This window comes from Pseudomonas sp. SMSB3, from assembly GCF_052041965.1.
Classification (GTDB): domain Bacteria; phylum Pseudomonadota; class Gammaproteobacteria; order Pseudomonadales; family Pseudomonadaceae; genus Aquipseudomonas.
Window position 1 is genome coordinate 122680 of the sequence record NZ_JBKGGV010000012.1, and the last position, 24125, is coordinate 146804.

20 protein-coding genes are annotated in these 24125 nt (G+C 62.8%); 9 read left to right on the plus strand and 11 right to left on the minus strand.

The annotated features are described in order from the left end of the window. Positions 1-24 precede the first annotated feature (24 nt). From ACLEJW_RS18835 to ACLEJW_RS18880, 10 genes are all read right to left on the minus strand, one after another. Positions 25-1593, minus strand: coding sequence for a SpoVR family protein (locus ACLEJW_RS18835; protein ID WP_313295895.1), 1569 nt, complete (start codon positions 1591-1593; stop codon positions 25-27). Beyond that, positions 1590-2861 (minus strand): YeaH/YhbH family protein, encoded by a 1272-nt coding sequence (locus ACLEJW_RS18840; RefSeq protein ID WP_313295893.1) that lies wholly within the window; start codon positions 2859-2861, stop codon positions 1590-1592. The genes ACLEJW_RS18835 and ACLEJW_RS18840 overlap by 4 nt, the downstream gene beginning before the upstream one ends. A 160-nt stretch (positions 2862-3021) precedes the next feature. Next, entirely contained in the window at positions 3022-4944 is a 1923-nt protein-coding gene (locus tag ACLEJW_RS18845) for a PrkA family serine protein kinase (protein ID WP_145183491.1), read from the minus strand. Between the two features lie 283 nt (positions 4945-5227). Beyond that, entirely contained in the window at positions 5228-5557 is a 330-nt protein-coding gene (gene glpE, locus ACLEJW_RS18850; RefSeq protein WP_145183487.1) for a thiosulfate sulfurtransferase GlpE, read from the minus strand. A gap of 14 nt (positions 5558-5571) precedes the next feature. Then, entirely contained in the window at positions 5572-6438 is an 867-nt protein-coding gene (locus tag ACLEJW_RS18855) for a symmetrical bis(5'-nucleosyl)-tetraphosphatase (protein ID WP_145183484.1), read from the minus strand. Beyond that, positions 6438-6818 carry a Co2+/Mg2+ efflux protein ApaG gene (gene apaG / locus ACLEJW_RS18860; protein ID WP_145183481.1) on the minus strand — a complete coding sequence of 127 codons (381 nt, stop codon included), beginning with the start codon at positions 6816-6818 and terminating at the stop codon, positions 6438-6440. Before apaG ends, ACLEJW_RS18855 begins: the two co-directional genes overlap by 1 nt. A gap of 170 nt (positions 6819-6988) precedes the next feature. Next, complete coding sequence (rsmA, locus tag ACLEJW_RS18865) at positions 6989-7789, minus strand: 16S rRNA (adenine(1518)-N(6)/adenine(1519)-N(6))-dimethyltransferase RsmA (RefSeq protein ID WP_145183478.1); 801 nt, start codon at positions 7787-7789, stop codon at positions 6989-6991. Next, complete coding sequence (gene pdxA / locus ACLEJW_RS18870) at positions 7786-8775, minus strand: 4-hydroxythreonine-4-phosphate dehydrogenase PdxA (RefSeq protein ID WP_313295884.1); 990 nt, start codon at positions 8773-8775, stop codon at positions 7786-7788. The genes rsmA and pdxA overlap by 4 nt, the downstream gene beginning before the upstream one ends. Next, a complete protein-coding gene (locus ACLEJW_RS18875; RefSeq protein ID WP_145183472.1) occupies positions 8772-10091 on the minus strand; it encodes a peptidylprolyl isomerase in 1320 nt (439 codons plus the stop codon). The genes pdxA and ACLEJW_RS18875 overlap by 4 nt, the downstream gene beginning before the upstream one ends. Continuing rightward, complete coding sequence (locus tag ACLEJW_RS18880) at positions 10072-12903, minus strand: LPS-assembly protein LptD (protein ID WP_440778038.1); 2832 nt, start codon at positions 12901-12903, stop codon at positions 10072-10074. Before ACLEJW_RS18880 ends, ACLEJW_RS18875 begins: the two co-directional genes overlap by 20 nt. A 131-nt stretch (positions 12904-13034) precedes the next feature. Between ACLEJW_RS18880 and ACLEJW_RS18885 the strand changes: the two genes are divergently transcribed. Genes ACLEJW_RS18885 through ACLEJW_RS18895 form a run of 3 tightly spaced genes read left to right on the plus strand, consistent with a single transcriptional unit; the run spans position 13035 to position 15488 of the window. Next, on the plus strand, positions 13035-14054 hold the full coding sequence (locus ACLEJW_RS18885) for an aminoglycoside phosphotransferase family protein (RefSeq protein WP_440778039.1): 1020 nt from the start codon (positions 13035-13037) through the stop codon (positions 14052-14054). Continuing rightward, positions 14051-14722, plus strand: coding sequence for an N-acetylmuramate alpha-1-phosphate uridylyltransferase MurU (gene murU / locus ACLEJW_RS18890; RefSeq protein ID WP_313455118.1), 672 nt, complete (start codon positions 14051-14053; stop codon positions 14720-14722). The genes ACLEJW_RS18885 and murU overlap by 4 nt, the downstream gene beginning before the upstream one ends. A 1-nt stretch (position 14723) precedes the next feature. Further along, the gene (locus tag ACLEJW_RS18895) at positions 14724-15488 is read left to right on the plus strand and encodes a TerB family tellurite resistance protein (RefSeq protein ID WP_440778040.1); all 765 of its coding nucleotides are present in this window, start codon (positions 14724-14726) and stop codon (positions 15486-15488) included. A gap of 15 nt (positions 15489-15503) precedes the next feature. Here the strand turns inward: ACLEJW_RS18895 and ACLEJW_RS18900 are convergent, their stop codons facing one another. Beyond that, a complete protein-coding gene (locus tag ACLEJW_RS18900) occupies positions 15504-16499 on the minus strand; it encodes an alpha/beta hydrolase family protein (RefSeq protein WP_440778041.1) in 996 nt (331 codons plus the stop codon). Positions 16500-16593: 94 nt separating this feature from the next. On the opposite strand from ACLEJW_RS18900, the gene ACLEJW_RS18905 reads away from it, so the two are divergent. From ACLEJW_RS18905 to ACLEJW_RS18930, 6 genes are all read left to right on the plus strand, one after another. Beyond that, positions 16594-18981, plus strand: coding sequence for a PAS domain-containing sensor histidine kinase (locus tag ACLEJW_RS18905; protein WP_440778042.1), 2388 nt, complete (start codon positions 16594-16596; stop codon positions 18979-18981). Positions 18982-18991: 10 nt separating this feature from the next. Further along, positions 18992-19621: a response regulator gene (locus tag ACLEJW_RS18910; protein WP_145183451.1), complete on the plus strand. Its 630-nt coding sequence runs from the start codon at positions 18992-18994 to the stop codon at positions 19619-19621. A 137-nt stretch (positions 19622-19758) separates the two neighbouring features. Then, a complete protein-coding gene (locus ACLEJW_RS18915; protein WP_145183448.1) occupies positions 19759-20883 on the plus strand; it encodes an ABC transporter ATP-binding protein in 1125 nt (374 codons plus the stop codon). A gap of 40 nt (positions 20884-20923) precedes the next feature. Continuing rightward, complete coding sequence (locus ACLEJW_RS18920) at positions 20924-21958, plus strand: ABC transporter substrate-binding protein (protein ID WP_145183445.1); 1035 nt, start codon at positions 20924-20926, stop codon at positions 21956-21958. Between the two features lie 60 nt (positions 21959-22018). After that, on the plus strand, positions 22019-23266 hold the full coding sequence (locus ACLEJW_RS18925; protein WP_145183442.1) for an ABC transporter permease: 1248 nt from the start codon (positions 22019-22021) through the stop codon (positions 23264-23266). 11 nt (positions 23267-23277) lie between these two features. Beyond that, positions 23278-24105 (plus strand): ABC transporter permease, encoded by an 828-nt coding sequence (locus ACLEJW_RS18930; protein ID WP_313295865.1) that lies wholly within the window; start codon positions 23278-23280, stop codon positions 24103-24105. The last annotated feature ends 20 nt before the right edge of the window (positions 24106-24125 follow it).

Below are 24125 nucleotides of genomic sequence, written 5' to 3' on the forward strand. Positions count from 1 at the left end.
CTTGTCGACAGTAATGGCAGTGCATCAGAGGTGATGGATCACGGCGAGGTCCATGCGCCCATAGTCGGCGCCTTCGCCATGCTCGCCGCGTGGGGGCATGTGATGGGTCTTGACCACCTGGTCGCCCTGGACGGTTTCCAGGTGAATATCGAAGCCCCACAAGCGGTGCAGGTGCTTGAGGACTTCTTCGGTGGATTCGCCCAACGGTTTGCGGTTGTGTTGTTGATGGCGCAGGGTCAGCGAGCGATCGCCGCGCCGGTCGATGCTCCAGATCTGCACATTGGGCTCGCGGTTGCCGAGGTTGTACTGGGCCGCCAACTGTTCGCGAATGGTACGGTAACCGGCCTCGTCATGAATCGCCGGCACCAGCAGATCGTCGCGTTGGTCGTCATCGAGGATGCTGAACAGCTTCAAGTCGCGGATCACTTTGGGTGACAGGTACTGCAAGATGAAGCTCTCATCCTTGAAGCTGCTCATCGCAAACTTGACGGTCGACAGCCAGTCGGCCCCCGCAATGTCCGGGAACCAGCGACGGTCCTCCTCGGTTGGGTTTTCGCACATGCGACGAATGTCCATGTACATGGCGAAGCCCAGCGCATACGGGTTGATGCCGTTGTAGTAGGGGCTGTCGAAGCCGGGTTGGAATACCACGCTGGTGTGCGACTGCAAGAACTCCATCATGAAGCCTTCGGTGATCAAGCCCTCGTCGTACAGATCGTTCATCAGGGTGTAGTGCCAGAAGGTCGCCCAACCCTCGTTCATTACTTGGGTTTGCCGCTGTGGGTAGAAGTACTGGGCGATCTTGCGCACGATGCGCACCACCTCCCGCTGCCAAGGCTCCAGCAGTGGCGCGTTTTTCTCGATGAAGTAGAGGATGTTTTCCTGGGGTTCGGCCGGGAAACGCGCGTCATCACGCTCGCCGCCCTTGTCGGCGCTCTTGGGGATGGTGCGCCAGAGGTCGTTGATCTGCCGCTGCAGGTGCTCCTCGCGGTCCTTTTGCCGGCGGCGTTCCTCCTCGGCAGAGATGGGGTAGGGCCGCTTGTAACGGTCGACACCGTAGTTCATCAGGGCGTGGCAGGAGTCGATCAGGTCCTCGACGGCATCGATGCCATGGCGCTCTTCGCACTGGGCGATGTACTGCTTGGCAAACACCAGGTAATCGATGATCGAGGTAGCATCGGTCCAGGTCCGGAACAGGTAATTGCCTTTGAAGAAGCTGTTGTGGCCGTAGCAGGCGTGCGCGATCACCAGTGCCTGCATGCACATGGTGTTCTCTTCCATGAGATAGGCGATGCACGGGTCGGAGTTGATGACGATTTCGTACGCCAGGCCCATCTGCCCGCGGCTGTAGGATTTCTCGGTACTGAGAAACTGCTTGCCATAGGACCAGTGATGATAGCCCAGCGGCATGCCCACCGAGGCGTAGGCATCCATCATCTGCTCGGCAGTGATCACCTCGATCTGATTGGGATAGGTGTCCAGGGCGTAGCGCTCGGCCAGGCGGCTGATTTCGCGGTCGTAGGTCTGGATGAGCTCGAACGTCCACTCCGAGCCGGTTGAAATGGGTTGGCGTCTCTGTGCTCTGGCGGTCATGTGGCTAACCTGCGCTGGAAGAGTTCACGGAAGACCGGATAAATATCTCCGGCCGAGACTAACTGCTGCTGGGCGAACGTGTCAGGGAAGGCTTCGCCGATCCGCTCGTACTCGTACCACAAGGCCTGATGCTCGCGGGGGGTGATCTCGACGTAAGTGTAGTACTGCACGTGAGGCATGATCTGCTTGGCCAGGATATCGCGACAGATCGGCGAGTCATCGTTCCAGTTGTCGCCGTCGGAGGCCTGGGCGGCGTAGATGTTCCAGTCGGCCGCCGGATACCGTTCGGCCATGATTTCCTGCATCATCTTCAGCGCGCTGGACACGATGGTGCCGCCGGTTTCGCGCGAGTAGAAGAACTCTTCCTCGTCGACTTCCCGGGCGCTGGTGTGATGGCGGATGAAAACCACCTCGATGCGGTCGTAGTTTCGCTTGAGGAACAGGTAAAGCAGGATGAAGAAACGCTTGGCGATGTCCTTGGTGGCCTGGGTCATCGACCCGGACACATCCATCAGGCAGAACATCACCGCCTTGGAGCTGGGATTGGGTTGCTTGACCAGCAAGTTGTATTTGAGGTCAAAGGTATCGAGGAAGGGCAGGCGGTTGATCCGCGCCTTGAGCCGCTCGATCTCCTGCTCGACTTCCTGAATGTCGCTGAAGTTGTCTGGCTCCTCGACCTTCAGGCGCGCCAGCTCCTTCTGGGCCTGGCGCAGCAGAGCGCGGCTGCTGCCGGTCAGGGCGATACGCCGTGCATGCGCCGAACGCAGGGTGCGTACGATGTTGATGCGCGACGGGTTGCCCTCGTTGGCAATGCCAGCGCGCACGGTCTTGAACGTGTCGGCTCCGGTCAGGTGACGCTTGACCAGGTTGGGCAGTTCCAGGTCTTCGAACATGAACTCCAGGAATTCTTCCTGGGTGATCTGAAAGACGAAGTCGTCCATGCCATCGCCGGAATTGCCGGCTTTGCCCCGGCCGCCGCCGCCGCCGCCGCCCTGCGGCCTGGCGATATGCTCGCCCGCCGTGAATTCCTTGTTGCCAGGGTGGACGATGGTCTGCTTGCCACCGCGGCCATGGTGCAGCACCGGTTCGTCGATGTCGCGTCCCGGAATGCTGATCTGCTCGCCATGTTCCATGTCCATGATGGAGCGGCGGCTGACAGCTTCTTCGACGGCCTTCTTGATGTGTTCACGGTAACGCCGCAAGAAGCGCTGGCGATTGACCGTACTTTTGTTCTTGCCATTAAGGCGTCGGTCGATAACGTAGCTCATGGTCCCTCCGGTAGCTGGAGCAGCTGCAAGCCACAGGCCATAAGCTTCAAGCGGCAAGCTTCAAGCTGCAGGTAAGCGCAGTCATCGCTGCTGCAGATACTGGCGCCGGGCGTGAGCTCGGCGCTGACAGCTTGTGGCTTGCCGCTAGTAGCTCGCCTCTTTATTGCGATTTCCTGACCCGCAGGTACCATTCCGACAGCAGGCGCACCTGTTTGTCGGTATAGCCACGCTCCACCATCCGCGTGACGAAGTCGTTGTGTTTCTGTTGATCTTCCTTGCTGGCCTTGGCGTTGAAGCTGATGACCGGCAGCAGGTCCTCGGTGTTGGAGAACATTTTCTTCTCGATCACCACCCGCAGTTTTTCATAGCTGAGCCAGCTCGGATTCTTGCCGTTGTTGTTGGCGCGGGCACGCAGGACGAAGTTGACGATTTCGTTGCGGAAATCCTTCGGATTGCTGATGCCTGCAGGCTTCTCGATTTTCTCGAGCTCTTCGTTGAGGGCGATCCGGTTGAGGATTTCGCCGGTTTCCGGGTCGCGGTACTCCTGGTCCTGGATCCAGAAGTCAGCGTAGAGCACATACCGGTCGAAGATGTTCTGGCCGTACTCGCTGTAGGATTCCAGGTAGGCAGTTTGAATTTCCTTGCCGATGAATTCGATGTAGCGCGGTGCCAGGTATTCCTTGAGGTAGCGCAGATAGCGTTCACGCACTTCGGCAGGGAATTGTTCCTGCTCGATCTGCTGCTCGAGCACATACAACAGGTGCACCGGGTTGGCGGCGACCTCATGCGGGTCGAAGTTGAACACCTTGGACAGAATCTTGAACGCGAAGCGGGTCGACAGGCCGTTCATGCCTTCGTCCACGCCTGCTGAGTCGCGATACTCCTGGATCGACTTGGCCTTGGGGTCGGTGTCTTTGAGATTCTCACCGTCGTACACGCGCATCTTGGAGTAGATGTTCGAGTTTTCCGGCTCCTTGAGGCGCGACAGCACGGTGAACTGGGCGAGCATCTTGAGTGTGTCTGGCGCGCAGTGCGCCTTGGACAGCGAACTGTTGATCAGCAGTTTGTCGTAGATCTTGATTTCGTCGCTGACGCGCAGGCAGTACGGCACCTTGACGATGTAGATCCGGTCGATGAATGCCTCGTTGTTCTTGTTGTTGCGGAAGGTGTGCCACTCCGATTCGTTGGAGTGCGCCAGGAGGATCCCGGAGTAGGGGATCGCGCCCAGGCCTTCGGTGCTGTTGTAGTTACCTTCCTGGGTGGCAGTGAGCAGCGGGTGCAGGACCTTGATCGGCGCCTTGAACATCTCGACGAATTCCATCAGGCCCTGGTTGGCCCGGCACAGTGCGCCCGAATAGCTGTAGGCGTCGGCGTCGTTTTGTGGAAATTCCTCGAGTTTGCGGATATCGACCTTACCCACCAGGGCCGAGATGTCCTGGTTGTTCTCGTCGCCAGGCTCGGTCTTGGCGATGGCGGTCTGGTTGAGGATCGAAGGGTAGAGCTTGACCACTTTGAACTTGCTGATGTCACCGCCGAATTCCTGCAGGCGCTTGGTGGCCCACGGGGACATGATGGTGTTCAGGTAGCGACGCGAAATACCGTATTCCTCTTCGAGGATGGCGCCGTCTTCGGTGGCGTTGAACAGACCCAGCGGCGATTCGAATACTGGCGAGTCCTTGATCGCGTAGAACGGCACCTTTTCCATCAGCTGCTTGAGTTTTTCGGCCAGCGACGACTTGCCGCCGCCTACCGGGCCCAGCAGATAGAGGATCTGTTTCTTCTCTTCCAGGCCTTGGGCGGCGTGGCGGAAGTAGGAAACGATCTGGTCGATGCACTCTTCCATGCCATGGAAGTCGGCAAAGGCCGGATACCGGCGAATCACCTTGTTGGAGAAGATTCGCGACAGCCTGGAGTTGGTGGAGGTGTCGATCAGCTCTGGCTCACCGATGGCGAGCAGCAGCCGCTCAGCCGCCGATGCGTAGGCGCTGCGATCCTCTTTGCACAGCTCGAGGTACTCCTGCAGCGTGAGTTCTTCCTGACGCGTTGATTCGAAGCGGTTTTGGAAGTGGCTAAAAATACTCATGACGTCACCTCGCTCGATACATGGAGACGACGCCGGATCAGTCAGCTGATGCTGGCATGCAATCGGCTTGGACCGACTGCTGTATACCCCCCAGAACACCTTGGAACGCTACCGATGACCCGCACGCCGGTGTACCGGCTCTCCCCTTTTTTGGATGGCCTGCGCTTAAGGATAGTTGGTTATCTGCAAGGTCAAGGGCGAGCGGGGAAGAAGTTGCCTGCTACCGTTCGTCAGGTAGGGTGCCAGCCCGCGTGGGGCGCGGGCTGCAGTCAAGATGAAAAAATTATTCGGCAGGCCCTTGGGCGGTTTCTGCAGGGTAGGTGGCGCGCCATAGCTCGAAGCCGCCATCGACGCTGTAGACGTCGGAAAACCCTTGCCCGACCAAGTAGGCTGCAGCGCTCTGGCTCGAATTGCCGTGATAGCAGACCACCAGGGTCGGCGCGTCCAGGTCGGCATTGCGGATGAAATCGGCCACCGAGTGGTTGTCCAGGTGCTGGGCCCCGGTGATGTGGCCGGCGGCGTAGGCTTGCGGGTCGCGAATGTCGACGACCACCGCACCTTGCGCGCGCAAGGCCAAGGCCTGCTCGGGAGGGATGCGTTTGAATTCGCTCATGGCTGGGCTTTCCTTCAGGTCTGATCGTTGAGTGTAGAGGTTGGCGCCAGCTGGCGCACGCTGCCGCCATCGGCGCAGTCGCAGCGGTGGTAGGCGCCGGTGTCGACGTTGTACAGGGTCATGGCCCCGCCCCAGACGCAGCCGGTATCGAGGGCGATGACCCCGGGTTCGTCGACCTTGCCCTCCAGTGCGGCCCAATGGCCGAAGATGATGGTGACATGGCGTGAGCGGCGATCCTTGTGCGCATACCAGGGCTTGTAGCCCTTGGGCGCGCTGTCGAGACCTTCTTTACTCTTGAGGTCGAGCTTGCCGGTGGCGGTGCAGAAGCGCATGCGCGTGAAGTAGTTGGTGATCACGCGCAAGCGCTCGACACCGCTCAGCTGCTTGCTCCACTTGTTCGGCTCGTTGCCGTACATGCCGTCCAGATAAAGCTTCAGCCGGTTGTCGTCGCGCAGTACCTGCTCGACTTCGGCAGCCAGCTTGAGCGCTTGGCCCAGGGTCCACTGCGGCGGGATACCGGCATGTACCAAGGCGATGCCGCGCGGTTCGTCGTAATGCAGCAGCTTCTGCTGGCGCAACCAGTCGAACAGCTGATCGGCGTCGGGCGCCTCGATGATTTCGCGCAGGGTGTCGCTTTTCTTGAGCCGTTCGACGTTATGCCAGGCGGCCAGCAGGTGCAGGTCATGATTGCCCAGTACGCACACCAGGGCGTGGCGGATCGAATACAGGTAACGCAGGGTTTCCAGCGATTCCGGACCACGATTGACCAGGTCGCCGACCAGCCACAGGCGGTCCACGGCCGGGTCGAAGTTGACCTCGGCGAGCAGGCATTTGAGCGGCTGCAGGCAACCTTGCAGATCACCGACGGCGTAGGTAGCCATCAGTGCAGCGCCCCAGGGACGGCGAGGCGGAACGGGGCGATTTCGGCTTCGAAGCGTTTGCCGTCTTCGGCGAACATTTCGTAGCTGCCCTGCATGGTGCCGACGCGCGTGCTGATCACAGCGCCACTGCTGTAGGTGTGGCTCATGCCAGGCTCGATCGTCGGTTGCTTGCCGACCACGCCGGCACCGCGTACTTCTTCGACTTCGCCGTCACCGTTGGTGATCAGCCAGTGGCGCGACAACAGCTTGGCTTTGACCGAGCCGTTGTTTTGCACGGTGATGGTGTAGGCGAAGGCATAGCGACTGCTTTCGGGGTCGGATTGATCTTTCAAATAACGGGTCACGACGCTGACGTCGATCTGATAGCGGGGGTCGGACATGCAAGGGCCTTGGGCGAACTGACGCAATGATGCAGTCTAGGCCATTGAGAGGGCGCAGGGCCAGCGGTGTGGGGCTTGGGTGACGTATAGCCAGCGCAGGTATCAGGCTGGGATGCGCGAAGGCCGGATCGCGGATCCGGCCTTCAGGCGAAGAGGCAGGGCAGAGCTGGTCAGCCTTGCTGATCGGCCAGCTGATCGGCCAGGCGCACGAAGGCGGCCAGGTCGAGCTGTTCGGGGCGCAGGCTGCCATCGACACCGGCAGCCTCGATGGCTGCGCTGTCGAGCAGGCCCTTGAGGGTGTTGCGCAGGGTCTTGCGGCGCTGGTTGAACGCTTCGCGCACCACCTGTTCGAGCAAGCGGGCATCCTTGGCCGGGTGCGGCAGCACCTCGTGAGGTACCAGGCGCACGATCGCCGAGTCGACCTTCGGCGGTGGGTTGAAGGCTCCAGGGCCGACGTTGAACAGGTGTTCGACGCGGCAGTGGTACTGCACCATGATCGATAGACGGCCCCAGTCGCCACCGCCTGGGCCGGCAGCCATGCGCTCGACCACTTCCTTCTGCAGCATGAAGTGCATGTCGCGAATCAGGCCGGCGTGGCTGAGCAGATGAAAAATCAGCGGGGTGGAAATGTTGTAGGGCAGGTTGCCGACCACCTTGAGGCTGCGTGCGGGCACTTCCAGCTGGTTGAAGTCGAACTTCAGCGCATCGCCCTGGTGCAGGCGAAAATTGCCGCGCCCGGCAAACTTGTGCTGCAGGATAGGCACCAGGTCCTTGTCCAGCTCCACCACGTCGAGCTGCGCGCCGCTGCCGAGCAAGCCTTCGGTGAGGGCGCCCTGGCCGGGGCCGATTTCCAGCAGGTGTTCGCCTGCCTTGGCGTTGATCGCCCGCAGAATGCGGTCGATGATGCCTGCGTCGTGCAGGAAGTTCTGACCGAAGCGCTTGCGCGCCCGGTGTTGGTAGTGCTCGTTCATGGTCGGTTCTCGGCCATCTGGTAGGCGGTTTGCAAGGCGACGCGCAGGCTGCCGGTGTCGACCTTGCCGCTGCCGGCCAGGTCCAATGCGGTGCCGTGGTCGACCGAGGTGCGGATGATCGGCAAGCCCAAGGTCACGTTCACGGCCGCGCCGAAACCCTTGTACTTGAGGACCGGCAAGCCTTGGTCGTGATACATCGCCAGCACTGCGTCGCAGTGCTCCAGATATTTGGGGGTAAACAGGGTATCGGCCGGCAGCGGGCCGCGCAGGTCCATGCCCTCGCGGCGCAGACGGGCCAGTGTCGGCTCGATGATGTCGATTTCTTCGCGGCCGAGATGGCCGCCTTCCCCGGCATGCGGATTGAGGCCGCAGACCAGGATGCGCGGATTGGCGATGCCGAACTTGTCGCGCATGTCAGCATGCAGGATGCGGGTCACGCGTTCCACGCGCTCGGCAGTGATCGCTTCGGCGATGTCACGCAGCGGCAGGTGCGTGGTCACCAGGGCCACGCGCAGACCGTGGGTGGCCAGCATCATCACCACCTGGGCGGTGCCGGTGAGTTCGGCAAGAAACTCGGTATGGCCGGAAAACGCGATGCCACTTTCGTTGATCACGCCTTTGTGCACCGGTGCGGTGATCATCCCGGCGAAATCGCCATCCAGGCAACCTTGCCCGGCGCGGGTCAGGGTCTGCAGCACGAATGCGGCGTTGGCGCTGGCCAGTTGTCCGGCCACCACGGGCACTGCCAGCGGGGTATCCCAGACGTACAGGCCGCCAGCAGGGGCCGGCTGATCAGGCCACTGGCCCGGGCCGACCGGCAGCAGGCTGACGTCCAGCCCCAGCTGCGTGGCCCGCTCGGCGAGCAGGTCACGGCTGGTGATGGCGATCAGGGGATGGGGCTGGGCGTCTGCGGCGAGCAGCAGGCACAGGTCGGGGCCTATGCCGGCTGGTTCACCGGGAGTGACGGCGAAGCGCAGGGGCTTCACTGTGCAGCCTGGTCGGCGCCAGGCAGCTTGATTTCAACGTAGGCTTCGTCGCGGATCTGGCGCAGCCAGGTCTGCAGCTCTTCGTCGTACTTGCGGTTGCGCAACACGTTCAGTGCTTGTTGTTCACGCGCCTGCTCGGTGCTGTCGGTGGCGCGACGGCCGAGTACTTCCAGGACGTGCCAGCCATACTGGGTCTTGAACGGCTTGGTCACCACGCCTTGTTGGGCGTTGGCCATTTGCTCGCGGAACTCCGGCACCAGGCTGTTCGGGTCGACCCAATTGAGGTCGCCGCCGTTGAGCGCCGAACCTGGGTCTTCCGAGAAGCTTTTCGCCAGTTCGGCGAAGTCTTCGCCATTCTGGATGCGCTCATACAGGCGCTCGGCCAGCTGCTCGGTCGCCGCTTCGCTGCGGATCTCGCTCGGCTTGATCAGGATATGACGCACGTGGACTTCGTCACGCAGCACGTTCTCGCCGCCACCGCGCTTCTCCTCGAGCTTGAGGATGATGAAGCCGTTGGGGATACGGATGGGCTGGGTGATTTCACCGACTGGCATGCTGCTGAGCATCTTGGCGAAATCAGGTGGCAGCTGAGCGGCTTTACGCCAGCCCATCTCACCGCCTTCGAGTGCGTTCTCGCTCGCCGAGTTGGCGATCGCCAGCTGCGCGAAGTCAGCGCCCTGACGCAGTTGCTGGTAGAGATCACCGATCTTGCGCGCGGCCTTCTGAATGTCGTCGGAGTTGGCGGCTTCCGGGGTCGGGATCAGGATGTTGGCCAGGCGATAGTCTTCCGACATCTGCATCTTGCCGAGGTCGGAAGCGAGGAAGTTCTTCACCTCCTGCTCCGACACCTGAATGCGCTCGGCCACGCGACGCTGGCGCACGCGGCTGATGATCATCTCGCGCTTGACCTGCTCGCGGGCGTCGTCGAACGACAGGCCGTCACGGGACAGAGCGGCGCGGAACTGCTCCAGGGACATGCCATTGCGCTGGGCAATGGTGCCAAGGGCCTGGTTCAGTTCCTCGTCGGTGATGCGGATGCCCGAACGTTCGCCGATCTGCAGCTGCAGGTTCTCGACGATCAGGCGTTCCAGCACCTGCTGCTCCAGTGCGCCGGTCGGCGGTACGCCGCCGCCGCGCTTGGCGATGGTCTGCTGCACCTCGTGGACGCGCTGGTCCAGTTGGCTCTGCATGACCACGTCGTTGTCGACGATGGCCACCACGCGGTCGAGGGGTTGTACCGCGGCATGCACCGCGCCACTCAGCAATGCAGCGCCCAGCAACACCGGGCGCAGTCGATCAATAAGCTTGGTCTTCACGTGTACGATAACCTTGAATGCCTTGGTCGAGGAACGATTCGACTTTATTGCCCACAACGCCGCCGAGGCCTTTGAGCACGATCTGCAGGAAGATGCCGTGGTCGCCTTTTTCGTTCTGTGGCGTGGCCTGGCTGAAGTCGTCGTAGTCGATCCAGTAACGGTTGATCAAGCGAAGCTTCCAGCAGCAGTTGTCGTACTCGAAACCGCCCATGGCCTCCAGGGTGCGGTTACGGTTGTAGTCATGCTGCCAGCGTGCGATCACGCTCCACTGCGGCACGATCGGCCAGATGACCGAGAAGTCGTGCTGCTGGATCTTGTAGTAATCCTTGATGTAGTTCGCATCGCCCGGCGTGCCGTAGTCGCCGCCGCCCACTTTCCAGGTGCCGGTGGTGGAGTCGTAGGCGATGGTGTCGTTGCGGTAGCGATAACCGAGGTTGACCACCTTGTTCGGGTTGTCTTCCGGCTGGTAGTGGAACATCGCACTGGCCGAACGGGTGCTGCTGCTGTCCGGATCCCAGTTGAAGTCCGAATTGAAGCGCCAGTCGCGGTTGAAGTAGTAGTTGTACACCAGGGCGTACGGCGACACGTCCGACTGCGCATCGTTGCGGTCACGGTAGTCGATGCCTGGCAACTGGACCTTGCGGTCCTTGAAGTAGTAAGCCTGGCCGATGCTGAAGTTCTGCCGCTCGAAGCCGTTTTCCTCGATCCAGCGGGTGGTCACACCCAGCGACAGCTTGTTCTCGTCGCCGATGCGGTCGGTGCCGGAGAAGCGGTTGTCGCGGAACAGCGAATCGTAGCTGAACAGCGTTTCGCCCGAGTCGAACAGCGGAATGTCTTTCTGGTCCTTGTACGGGACGTAGAGGTAGAACAGGCGCGGTTCGAGGGTCTGGCGATAGTTGGTGCCGAACAACGAGGTGTTGCGGTCGAAGTACAGGCCGCTGTCGATCGAGGCGATCGGGATATCGCGGTTCAGGGTGCTGTTGTAGCTGCCATAAGCAGGATTGGCCGACTGTGCGATGGCCTGCGCCTTGCCCTGACTATCCAGGTCAAGGTCGTAGTGCGTGTAGGCGTACTTGAGCTTCGGCGTGATGTAGCCGTAGCTTGCGGTCATCGGCAGGCTCATCGAAGGGGCGAAGTTCAGGCGCGTACCGTTGGCGCGGGCAATACCGCTGATGTTGTCGTCCAGACGCTTGCCGCCAAGCACATTGCCGTTGGCATCGCGGACCACGCCGGCAGTAAAGTCGGGGTTACCATCCTTGTCGAACACCAGATCGTCTTTGAGATCACGATCAAAGCGTACCGCTTCAGTCTCGTACGCAAAATTCAGACCGCCCGGCTGGAACGGCAGCACGCCGTCGAGGGTGATCTGCGGCAGCTTGTTGTACGGAGTGATCTGCGACAGCGTCGCCATCTCGTACGCCTGCGCGTTCAAGCGGGCGGTGTAGCTATCGCCACGCCAGGTCAGGGCGCCTTGCTGGTTGACCACATCCTGGCTCTTGACCCCGAGCTGGTCGGTTTCCAGGTCCTGGAAGTAGAACGGGTCGCTGATGTCGGTGTAGTCGACTTCGGTCAGCAGGCGCGAATCCAGGCCGCCTTTGTGCTGCCAGTTGATCATCCAACGCTGTTTCTCGTAGTCGGTCTGATCTTTGCGGTCGTCGCTCTTGTCGTTGAGGTACGCACCGCCGAACTGACCTTCGCTGCTTTCGGTCAGGTAGCGGAACTCGCCTTCCATCAGCATGCCGCGCTTGGTCATGTAGCGCGGGTACAACGTGGCGTCGTAGTTCGGGGCCAGGTTGAAGTAGTACGGCGTCACCAGCATGAAGCCGGTGTCGCTGGTGCTGCTGAACGACGGCGGCAGGAAACCGGACTGGCGACGGTCGTCGATCGGGAAGTAGATGTACGGTGTGTAGAACACCGGGAAATCCTTGACCCGCAGGGTGACGTTGGTCGCCGTACCGAAGCCGGTGGCCGGGTTCAAGGTGATGTTGTTGCCCTTGAGCTGCCAGGCGTTGCTGCCAGGTTCGCACGTGGTGTACGTACCGTCCTTCAAGCGGATGATGGCGTTTTCGCCACGCTTGGCGTACAGGGCGTTGCCGCGGATGTGCGACTTGTGCATCACGTATTCGGCGTTGTCGACCTGGGCCTCGCCCGTGTCGAGCTGAATTTGCGCCTGGTCACCGACGACCAGCGAGCCGTTGTCGCGAATGCGCACATTGCCCTTGAGCTCGCCGCGGTTTTCGGTCTGGTACAGGTTGGCCTCGTCGGCCTCGGCCTGCATGCTGCCCTGGCGCATGACCACGTCACCGGCCAGGGTAGCGATCTGCTGCTCCTGCTGGTACTTGGACACCTTGGCGTTGATGTAGGTGGGCGACTCGTCCTTGGGCGTGTTGTCGGCCATGCCTGGGCGGGTCGGCTCAATATAGGCACCGCCGCAGTACGGGCCGGTTTCGGCCAGCTGCGCGGCAGTGAGCTTGTCCCGTGGTACCCAGTCGAGGTGGCTGTAGTCTTCGCTGCGCGACTTCAGGCCGCGGCCCTTGGCCTCGGTGACCAGCATCGGCTTGTCAGCGCTTTCGGCTTCGGCGGGCGCAGCTTCGCTGCCCGACGCAAGTGCCGCACCGTCATGTACCGGGCGCGGAGGCAGGTTGTTCACGGGTGCCTTGGGCTTGCAGTCCCAACCACCGGAGGCGGACACTTGGCAGTCGAACTGCTCGGCTGCCACCACGTAAGAGGTGGCCAGAGGTTGCAGGGCCAGCAGACCGCCGGTTACCAGCAACGGGAACTTTCTACGAAACGCGGGGGATTTCAATGCCATCTTATTAGTCCGGGCTTCCTGCGTGCCATCTGCCCGCGTGTGGGGGCCGCACGCCTCTCGATGGTCTGAAAAAGATGCTGGATAATAAAGCATGACCCGCTTGACGGCTAGGGCCGTCGGAGACCCTTGTAATGCCTGAACACGATGTACGCCTGCAACACCTGACGGTCTGGCTCGACGAGCAGCTCGATCAGCTTTACCGCGACAACGCCTGGGGCGCCGTGCCCGCAGGCAGTCTGACCGCCGCCAGCAGCGACGCCAGTTTCCGCCGTTACTTCCGTTGGCAGGGTGCCGGGCGCAGTTTCGTGATCATGGACGCGCCGCCGCCCCAGGAAAACTGCCGACCGTTCGTCGCCATCGATCATCTACTCGCCAGCGGCGGCGTGCATGTCCCGTACATCCATGCCCAGGACCTGGAGCGCGGCTTCCTGCTGTTGGGCGACCTGGGCCACCAGACCTACCTGGACATCATCCAGGACGACAACGCCGACGCCCTGTTCGCCGACGCTATCGAGGCGCTGCTAGCCCTGCAGCGCCTGCCGCTGGACGGGCCATTGCCCAGCTACGACGAAGCCCTGCTGCGCCGCGAGGTCGAGCTGTTCCCGCAGTGGTATGTCGAGCATGAACTCGGCCGCACCTTCACCGCGGCGCAACAGGCCAGCTGGCAGCGCGTCACCCAACTGCTGATCGACAGCGCCCTGGCCCAGCCCAAGGTGCTGGTGCATCGCGACTACATGCCGCGCAACCTGATGCACAGTGCGCCCAACCCTGGCGTGCTGGATTTCCAGGACGCGGTCTACGGCCCGGTCACCTACGACATCACCTGTCTGTTCAAGGACGCGTTCCTCAGCTGGCCGCAAACGCGGGTCGAAACCTGGCTGCGCAGTTATTGGGACCAGGCGCGCAGCGCCGGTATCCCGGTCCAGGCGTCGTTCGAGGCGTTCCAGCGTGCCAGCGACCTGATGGGCGTGCAGCGCCATTTGAAGGTCATCGGCATCTTTGCGCGGATTTGCCACCGCGACGGAAAACCACGCTATGTGGCCGACGTCCCGCGTTTCTTCGCCTATATAGATGAAGTGATCAGCCGTCGTCCCGAGCTTGCCGAGCTCGGCCAGCTGATTGCCGAGTTGCAAGCCGGAGTGCATGAATGAAGGCGATGATTCTTGCGGCAGGCAAAGGCGAGCGCATGCGCCCGCTGACCTTGCATACCCCCAAACCCCTGCTGCCGGTGGCCGGCCAGCCGCTGATCGAATACCACCTGCGGGCGCTGGCCGCTGCCGGCTTCCAGGAGGTGGTGATCAATCATGCCTGGCTGGGTCAGCAGATCGAGGCGCACTTGGGCGACGGCAGCCGTTTTGGCCTGCACATCCGTTATTCGCCCGAAGGGGAGCCGCTGGAAACTGGCGGCGGCATTTTCCAGGCATTGCCGCTGCTGGGCGAGCAACCCTTCGCCCTGATCAACGGCGACGTGTGGACCGATTACGATCTGGCCCGGTTGCGTGCGCCCTTGCAGGGCCTGGCGCACCTGGTGCTGGTGGACAACCCTGGCCATCATGGGCGCGGCGATTTTCGCCTGCAGGGCGGGCAGGTCAGCGATGGCGATCAAGCCTCTGGCACCTTGACCTTCAGCGGCCTGTCCGTGCTGCACCCGGCGCTGTTCGAAGGCTGCCAGGCGGGGGCCTTCAAGCTCGCGCCGCTGTTGCGTCAGGCGATGGCTGGCGGTCAGGTCAGTGGCGAACACTACCGTGGGCAGTGGGTCGATGTCGGCACCGTGGAGCGCCTGGCCGAAGCCGAGCGCTTGATCGGCGAGCGCGCCTGAGATGTGGTGGCCAGGCACGCTAATCGGACTCGGCGCAGGCTTCGCTGTCGCCAGTATCCCGGGCGCGTTGCTCGGTGGCCTGCTCGGCCAGGCCATGGACCGGCGCCTGCGCGTGCAGGGCTGGACTGACCTGCGCGAGCGCCTCAGTGGGCGTCCGGCGCTGGCTGACGATGAGCTGCTCTTCGTGCTGCTGGGGCGGCTGGCCAAGAGCGACGGCCGGGTTGTCGAGCAGCATATCCAGCAGGCCCGCCAGGAAATGCTGCGCCTGGACATGGCCGAAGCGGCGCGACTGCGAGCGATTGCTGCGTTCAACCGCGGCAAGGCCGGTAAAGATCGGCTCAGCGGGCACTTGCGGCGGATCCGTCAACAGCCGCATGCGGCCGAGGGCACCTTGCGTGCTTGTTGGCGCATGGCCTGGGCCGATGGCAAGGCCGGTCGGCATGAACGTGAGCTGCTGTTGGATTGGGGGCACGCCCTGGGCCTGAGCCGGCGCCAGGTGCAGGCGATGTCGCAGGAGTATGAGCCGCGCAAGGTCCCGCTGACGGCGGGCGTGATGACCTACGCCAGCGCGCTGCGCTTGCTCGGGGTCCAGGCCGACACCGAGATCGACCAGCTCAAGCAGGCGTATCGACGCTTGGTAAGCCGCCATCACCCGGACAAACTGGCTGGCAGCGGCGCGACCGAGGCGCAGGTGCGTGAAGCCACCGAGCGCACCCGCGAGCTGCACCAGGCCTATGCCCTGGTGCGCAAGCGGCGGGGCCTGTAAACCCCGCCGGCCGTCTTACTGCTGCGGGCTCATCCAGCCCCTGACCCGGCGAAACAGCTGTTCCTGCTCGCCGGCCTTGTTGGCCGGCATGGCGATCAGCGACAACTGTTTGTAGTGGCTGTCTTTCTGGCGTTTGCTGGCTTGCAAGCGCTGCATGGCTGCATGCCGGTCGACGGTGCGAGTGGCGAAGTACAAATCGGCCGTAGGGACCTTCAGGGTAGGGGTCAGGCTCAGCAGGTCGTGCTCGACCCGCGCTGGCGTTTGCGCCGCGATCATCACCAGTTTCTGTACCTGCGGCGGTTGTTTCTCGCTCAGGTAACGGGCGGCCCAGTAAGCCCCGCTGCCATGGCCGATCAACACGATACTGCGGGCATTGTGTTGCTGGGCGTAGGCCACCGCGGCGTCGAGGCGGGCGAAGATACGCTCGGCGTCGGCCTGATCATTCTGCTCGCTGGCCTGCTCGGCGTCGGTGCCTTGTGCGACCTCGGCATCGGCGGCGGTGGCCTGGGCGACATTGGCGTTGGCATCGGCCGGCGTGTCCTTGACCGGCGCGCTCTCGCCCGCGGCCGGCTCGGGCGCAGCGGCAGGTGTGGCTTCCACGCGCGCCTGCGGCGCGTCGGCGAGCAGATCGGGCAGGCTCACGCTCAGGCTGTGCCAGCCGAAGTCAGGGAATTTGCGTCGCAGCGGGCCGACCGCATCGGGCCAGTCGGCATTTTCGCCAGCGCCGGGCACGATGATCACCGCGCCCTGGGGATCGCTGTCGTTGGCCGGCTTCCACAGCGCGAGAAAAGGCTCCGCGCCGGCTTGCAGGGTTTGCTGCTCGGCTTTGGGCAAGCGTCTCTCCAAGGCCTTGGCGTCTTCCTGGCTGCGCTCGAGCAGCGGCGGGCGGGTAGCGGGAGCGGTGGCTTCAGCGGCCGCTTCCGGTGTTTCGGCATCGGCGGCCAGCGCGCCGAGCGGCAGTAGCGAGGCCAGGCAGCACATTGCCAGCGTCGTGCGATAAAGTGTCAACATGAATCAACCCAAGGCCAGAATGATACCGGCAGCCTAATAGTATTTGCCCGCGACGGCCATGCTGCATGGCCGTCCTTGCCAGACGAGCGTGTGGATGAAGCGATTGCGTCGCCTTGTGGTTATCGGCTGGTTGTGCCTGCCCTTGATCGCCCTGGCCAGGGCAGAAGGGCCCGCGCCTGTGGTCCTGGAACCTGCCCAGCAACGGTGGCTCGACAGCCACCGCAGCTTGCGGGTCGGCGTGGTGCTGCAGGCGCCTTACGTGCAGTTCGACCGCCGCCTGCAGCAGCTCTATGGGGCCAACGTCGAACTGGTCAACTGGCTGGCGCAGGCGCTGAAGCTGGACCTGACCTGGCGCAACTTCGCCGACCAGGCGAGCCTTGAACATGCCCTGCAGGCGGGTGAGATCGACTTCGCTCCAGGCCTTACCCAGACCCCGTCCAGCTTGCGCTTGTGGCTATTCAGCGACCCGTACATGCGGGTACCGCAACTGGTGGTGGGGCCGCGTACCGGGGCGATGGCGGTGGAGTTGGAAAAACTCGATGGGCAAACCCGTGTGGCGGTGCGCATGCCCAGCGGCCTGGCCGATTACCTGCGCGGCAACTACAGCGGGCTGAATCTGCAAGGGGTGCCCAGCGAGCGCGAGGCCTTGCAGGCGGTGCTCGGTGGCCAGGCCAGTTACGCAGTGCTCGATGAAGCGCAGTTGAGCCGGTTGTCTCGCGAAAGCGAGTTCGCCGAGTTGGTGGTGGTCGGTGACATCGGCCTGCCACAGTTGCTGCGCATCGCCTCACGGCGCGACTGGCCAGTGCTGGCTGAAGTGCTCGGGCGCGCGCTGCAAGCGGTGCCCGCCAAGCAGCTGGAGCAATTGCACCAACGCTGGCTGCAACCCAAATACCCGCGCCTGAGTGAGTCGCCTGGGTTCTGGCAGAACCTCGCCTTGCTGTTTGGCCTGTTGCTGCTCTGCGCCCTGGCAACGCTAGTGTGGCAGCGCCGTCAGCAACTGCAGCTCGAGCACAGGCTGCTGACCGCGCGCGAGAATCTGCGCGAGCGGCAGGGCCGTGAAGAGGCGCTGCGCTTGAGCCAGTTCGCCATCGACCAGAGCACCGTGGGCATTCTCTGGGTCAACTGGGACAGCCACGTGCGCTATGCCAACCAGGCGGCGCAAGCGATGCTCGGCTATGCCGAAGGCCAGTTGCTGGAGCGGCCATTGGGCGATTTCGAGCCGAACCTGAGCATGGATCGCTGGCTCGAGCTGTGGAAGGATGCCCGCGCGGGCGTCAGTGGCGCGCGCCGCTTCGAAAGCCACTGCCGGCGCGCCGACGGTGTGTTGCTACCGGTCGAGCTGTCATTGAGCTTCCTGCGGTTTCGCGATGCCGAATACCTGGTGGTGTACCTGGCCGACGTCACCGAGCGCCATCGCGCCCTGGCAGCACTGCGTGAAAGCGAGGCGCGCCTGAAGGGGATTGCTGGCAACGTGCCGGGCCTGGTGTTTCGCCTGGAGCCAGCGCCGGCCGAGGGCGAGCCGGAGTTTCCCTATATCAGTGAAGGCAGCGAGGCGCTGGTCGACTATACCCCAGCACAGATCCAGCACCCGCAGATGGGCCTGCGCAATCTCGTGCACCCTGACGACCGGGCTGACTACCATCAGGTCCAGGACCTGGCCATCGCCCGTCATCAGGACTGGTCCTGGCAAGGCCGCATGCTCACCCGTCAGGGCGAGCTGCGCTGGGCCGACATCAAGGCCAGTGCCCGCCGCCTGGCCAGCGGCCGGGTGGTGTGGGACGGTATCGTCTGGGACATCACCCAGGGCAAGCGCGCCGAGCTGGCCTTGGCCCGCTCTCAGGAACAACTGCGCGAGCTGTCGGCGCACCTGGAAAGCGTTCGCGAAGAAGAAAAAGCCCGTATCGCCCGTGAAGTGCACGATGAACTGGGGCAGATGCTCACGGTGCTCAAGCTGGAAGTGTCGATGTGCGAGCTGGCATTCGCCGACCTCGACCCGGCGCTACGCGAGCGCCTTGACAGCATGAAGCGTTCGATCGCCCAGCTGTTTCAACTGGTTCGAGACGTGGCCAGCGCACTGCGTCCGCCGATCCTCGACGCGGGCATCGCCTCGGCGGTCGAATGGCAGGCGCGGCGGTTCGAGGCGCGTACGCAGATTCCCTGTCTGGTCCAGGTGCCGGACAATCTGCCAGCATTGAGCGATGCGAAAGCCACAGGCCTGTTCCGCATCCTGCAGGAGGCGCTGACCAATGTGATGCGCCATGCCCAGGCGCACAGCGTGGAAATCGAGCTGGTGCGCGAGCAAGCGCACCTGCGCCTGAGCATCAGCGATGATGGTGCAGGTTTCAGCCAGGCTCAGCCCCGGCCTGCCTCGTTTGGCCTGGTGGGTGTGCGCGAGCGGGTGCTGATGCTCGGCGGCAGCATGGCGCTGCACAGCGAACCGGGCGAGGGCACTCGCCTGAGCGTGACCATTCCCTTGGAGTAGGAGAGCAAGCGTGATACGAGTGCTGGTGGCTGAAGACCACACCATTGTCCGGGAAGGCATCAAGCAATTGATCGGCCTGGCCAAGGACCTGCAGGTGGTGGGTGAGGCCGGAAATGGCGAGCAGTTGCTCGAGGCGTTGCGCCATACGCCGTGTGAAGTGGTGCTGCTGGATATTTCGATGCCGGGGGTCAATGGTCTGGAGGCGATTCCACGGATCCGTGCGCTGCACGATGCACCGGCGATCCTGATGCTGTCGATGCACAACGAGGCGCAGATGGCTGCCCGCGCGCTGAAGGCCGGCGCCGCTGGCTATGCCACCAAGGACAGCGACCCTGCGCTGTTGCTGACGGCGATTCGCCGGGTGGCCGGTGGCGGGCGCTACATCGACCCGGCGCTGGCCGACCGCATGGTCTTCGAGGTGGGGCTGACCGAAAGCCGGCCGTTGCATACGCTGTTGTCGGAGCGGGAATTTTCCGTGTTCGAGCGCCTGGCCCAGGGCGCCAACGTCAACGACATCGCCCAGCAGCTGGCGCTGTCGAGCAAGACCATCAGCACCCACAAGGCGCGGTTGATGCAGAAGCTCAAGGTCAACTCGTTGGCCGAACTGGTCAAGTACGCCATGGAGCACAAGCTGATTTGACGGTGCTGCTGTAGGGCAATCCCTACAGCAAATCTTCCAGATGGACCAAGCGATTCTCTCAGCAGCGCCGATTTTCGGGCGTCCCTGGCTCTTCTAATCTTGTGCCTACGCAGTCATTCCAAGAAGAAGGTGCAGGCATGAGCGAGGCCAATTCGAACGCTGCCAGCGGCGAGACGCTGGTCAGCTTCCGTGGTGTGCAGAAGAGCTACGACGGCGAATCGCTGATCGTCAAAGACCTCAACCTGGACATTCGCAAAGGTGAATTTCTCACCTTGCTCGGCCCTTCCGGGTCGGGCAAGACCACCAGCCTGATGATGCTGGCCGGCTTCGAAACCCCCACTGCCGGCGAAATTCAGCTGGCGGGGCGCTCGATCAACAACGTGCCGCCGCACAAGCGTGACATCGGCATGGTGTTCCAGAACTACGCATTGTTTCCGCACATGACCGTGGCCGAGAACCTGGCCTTCCCCTTGAGCGTGCGCAACCTGAGCAAGACCGACATCAGCGAGCGGGTCAAGCGGGTGCTCAACATGGTCCAGCTCGATGCCTTCGCCCAACGCTATCCCGGCCAGCTTTCCGGTGGCCAGCAGCAGCGCGTCGCGCTGGCCCGGGCACTGGTGTTCGAGCCGCAGTTGGTGCTGATGGACGAGCCGCTGGGCGCCCTCGACAAGCAACTGCGCGAACACATGCAGATGGAAATCAAGCACATCCACCAGCGCCTGGGCGTGACCGTGGTCTACGTCACCCATGACCAGGGCGAAGCCCTGACCATGTCCGATCGGGTGGCGGTGTTCCATCAGGGCGAGATCCAGCAGATTGCTGACCCGCGCACGCTTTATGAAGAACCACGCAACACCTTCGTCGCCAACTTCATCGGCGAGAACAACCGCCTCAACGGCACGCTGCTGGCCAGTGACGGCAAGCGCTGCCAGGTGCAGTTGGCCCGCGGTGAGCGCGTCGAGGCCCTGGCGGTGAACGTCGGCCAGGCGGGCGAACCGGTGACCCTGTCGATACGCCCCGAGCGTGTGCGCCTCAACGGCCACAGCGAGCGCTGCGTGAACCGCTTCTCCGGTCGGGTGGCCGAGTTCATCTACCTGGGTGACCACGTGCGCGTGCGCCTTGAGGTGTGCGGCAAGACCGACTTCTTCGTCAAACAGCCGATCGCCGAACTCGACCCGGCCCTGGCGGTGGGCGATGTGGTTCCGCTGGGCTGGGAGGTGGAGCACGCGCGCGCGCTTGATCCGATCGCCGAGGCCCATTGATCGATTGCTTCACCAACCCTGAACTGTGGAGAAAACAATAATGCGCAAGCAGTTGAAACTGACCGCCCTGGCCCTCGGCCTGTGCGCCGCCGGCCAAAGCATGGCGGCGGACCTGACCGTGGTGTCTTTCGGCGGGGCCAACAAGGCAGCCCAGGTCAAGGCGTTCTATGAGCCGTGGGAAAAGGCCGGCAAAGGCAAGATCGTCGCTGGCGAATACAACGGCGAGATGGCCAAGATCAAGGCCATGGTCGACACCAAGAGCGTGTCGTGGAACCTGGTGGAGGTTGAATCGCCCGAGCTGGCCAGGGGCTGTGACGAAGGCCTGTTCGAAGAGCTCGACCCGGCGCTGTTCGGTAACGAGGCCGACTACGTCAAAGGTGCCATCCAGCCGTGCGGTGTTGGCTTCTTCGTCTGGTCCACGGTGCTCGCCTACAACGCTGACAAGCTCAAGACGGCGCCTACCAGTTGGGCGGACTTCTGGGACACCAAGCAATTCCCGGGCAAACGCGGCCTGCGCAAGGGCGCCAAGTACACCCTGGAATTCGCCTTGATGGCCGATGGCGTGGCACCCAAGGATGTCTACCAGGTACTCGCCACCAAGGAGGGCGTGGACCGCGCCTTCAAGAAACTCGATGAGCTAAAGCCGAGCATTCAGTGGTGGGAAGCGGGCGCCCAGCCGCCGCAATACCTGGCCTCCGGTGACGTGGTCATGAGCTCGGCCTACAACGGCCGCATCGCCGCCGTGCAAAAGGAAAGCAACCTCAAGGTGGTGTGGAACGGCGGCATCTACGACTTCGACGCCTGGGCGATTCCCAAGGGTGCCAAGGATGCCGAGCAGGCCAAGCAGTTCATCGCCTACACCGTGCAGCCTGAGCAACAGAAGACCTACTCGCAGAACATCGCCTACGGCCCGGCCAACGCCAAGGCCGTGCCCCTGCTGGATGATGCGGTGAAGAAAGACATGCCGACCACACCTGAGAACATCGCCAACCAGGTGCAGATCGACGTGGCCTTCTGGGCCGATAACAGCGAGCAGCTGGAGCAACGCTTCAACGCCTGGGCGGCGAAGAAGTAATACCACCGGGAAGCGGGGCTGCCAGGCAGCCCCATCTCAGCCTGTTTCGCGGAGTTCGCCATGGCCATCGCAGTGCCCCTCAATGAAGGCGCAGGTCCAAGTCTCAAGCAGCGCCTCAAGCGTGCCGAGCGGGTCAACCGCTGGAAAGCGCAGGCGTTGATCGCGCCGCTGGCGCTGTTTCTGTTGCTGGTGTTTCTGGTGCCGATCGCGGCGCTGCTGTACAAGAGCGTGGCCAACCCTGAAGTGGTCAATGGCCTGCCGCGTACCGTCGAGCTGATCAGCCAATGGGATGGCAAGAGCCTGCCTGGCGAAGACGTCTACAAAGCCTTGAGCCAGGACTTGGCCGAATCGCGCAAGCAGCAGACCTTGGGTGACCTTTCCAAGCGCCTGAACATGGAGCTGGCTGGCTACCGCAGCTTGCTGGCCAAGACTGCACGGGCGCTGCCGTTCAAGGCCGAGCCGAGCTCGTACAAGGAGGCCCTGCAGGCGCTCGACGAGCGTTGGGGAGACCCGGCCTATTGGCAGGCGATCCGCCGCAACACCAGCGCGACCACCTCGTTCTACCTGCTCGCCTCGCTGGATCACCGTATCGATGACCTTGGCGAGCTGGCCAAGGCCACGCCCGACCAGGCCATCTACCTGGATATCTTTGCCCGCACCCTGTGGATGGGCGTGGTGATCACCGCCATCTGCCTGGTGCTGGCCTATCCACTGGCCTACCTGCTGGCCAACCTGCCGACCCGGCAAAGCAACTTGCTGATGATCCTGGTGCTGTTGCCGTTCTGGACCTCGATTCTGGTGCGGGTGGCGGCCTGGATCGTGCTGTTGCAGTCCGGTGGCTTGATCAACAGTGCGCTGATGGCGATGGGTATCATCGATCAGCCGCTGGAGTTGGTGTTCAACCGCACCGGGGTGTACATCTCGATGGTGCATATCCTGCTGCCGTTCATGATCCTGCCGTTGTACAGCGTGATGAAAGGCATCTCGCCGAGCTACATGCGGGCGGCAATTTCCCTGGGCTGCCATCCGTTCGCCAGCTTTTGGCGGGTGTATTTCCCGCAGACCTACGCAGGGGTGGGCGCCGGTTGCCTGCTGGTGTTCATTCTGGCTATCGGCTACTACATCACCCCGGCGCTGCTCGGCAGCCCCAACGACCAGATGGTCAGCTACTTCGTCGCCTTCTACACCAACACCAGCATCAACTGGGGCATGGCCACGGCCCTGGGAGGCTTGCTGTTGCTGGCGACCGTGCTGTTGTACCTGATCTATAGCTGGCTGGTCGGTGCCAGCCGCCTGCGCCTAAGCTGAGGACCCATCAGATGCTGAGCCCCTACATGTCGCCCGTCGAACGGGTATGGTTCTACAGCCTGCGCATTCTCTGCGGCCTGATCCTGTTGTTTCTGGTGCTGCCGGTACTGGTCATCGTGCCTTTGTCATTCAACAGCGGCAGTTTCCTGGTCTATCCGCTGCAGGGTTTCTCACTGCAGTGGTATCAGGATTTCTTCGCCTCGGCTGAGTGGATGAGGGCATTGAAGAACAGCGTCATCGTCGCCCCAGCGGCCACCGTGCTGGCCATGGTGTTCGGTACCTTGGCGGCCATTGGCCTGACCCGCGGCGATTTTCCCGGCAAGCCGCTGGTGATGGCGCTGGTGATTTCGCCCATGGTGGTACCGGTGGTGATCATTGGTGTGGCCAGCTACCTGTTTTTCGCGCCGCTGGGCCTGGGTAACAGCTTCGTTTCGTTGATTGTGGTGCATGCGGTGCTGGGCGTGCCGTTCGTCATCATCACCGTGTCGGCGACCTTGCAGGGCTTCAACTACAACCTGGTACGGGCAGCCGCCAGTCTCGGGGCCTCGCCGCTGCTGACCTTCCGTCGGGTGACCCTGCCCTTGATCGCCCCAGGCGTCATCTCCGGCGCTTTGTTCGCCTTTGCGACTTCGTTCGACGAGGTGGTGGTGACGCTGTTTCTCGCCGGGCCTGAACAGGCCACCTTGCCGCGGCAGATGTTCAGCGGCATCCGTGAAAACCTCAGCCCGACCATTGCCGCCGCGGCGACCTTGCTGATCGCATTCTCGGTCGTGCTGTTGCTGACCCTGGAGTGGTTGCGCGGACGCAGCGAAAAGCTGCGCACCCAACAACCTGGCTGATGCGCGGACGCCATCGGGGT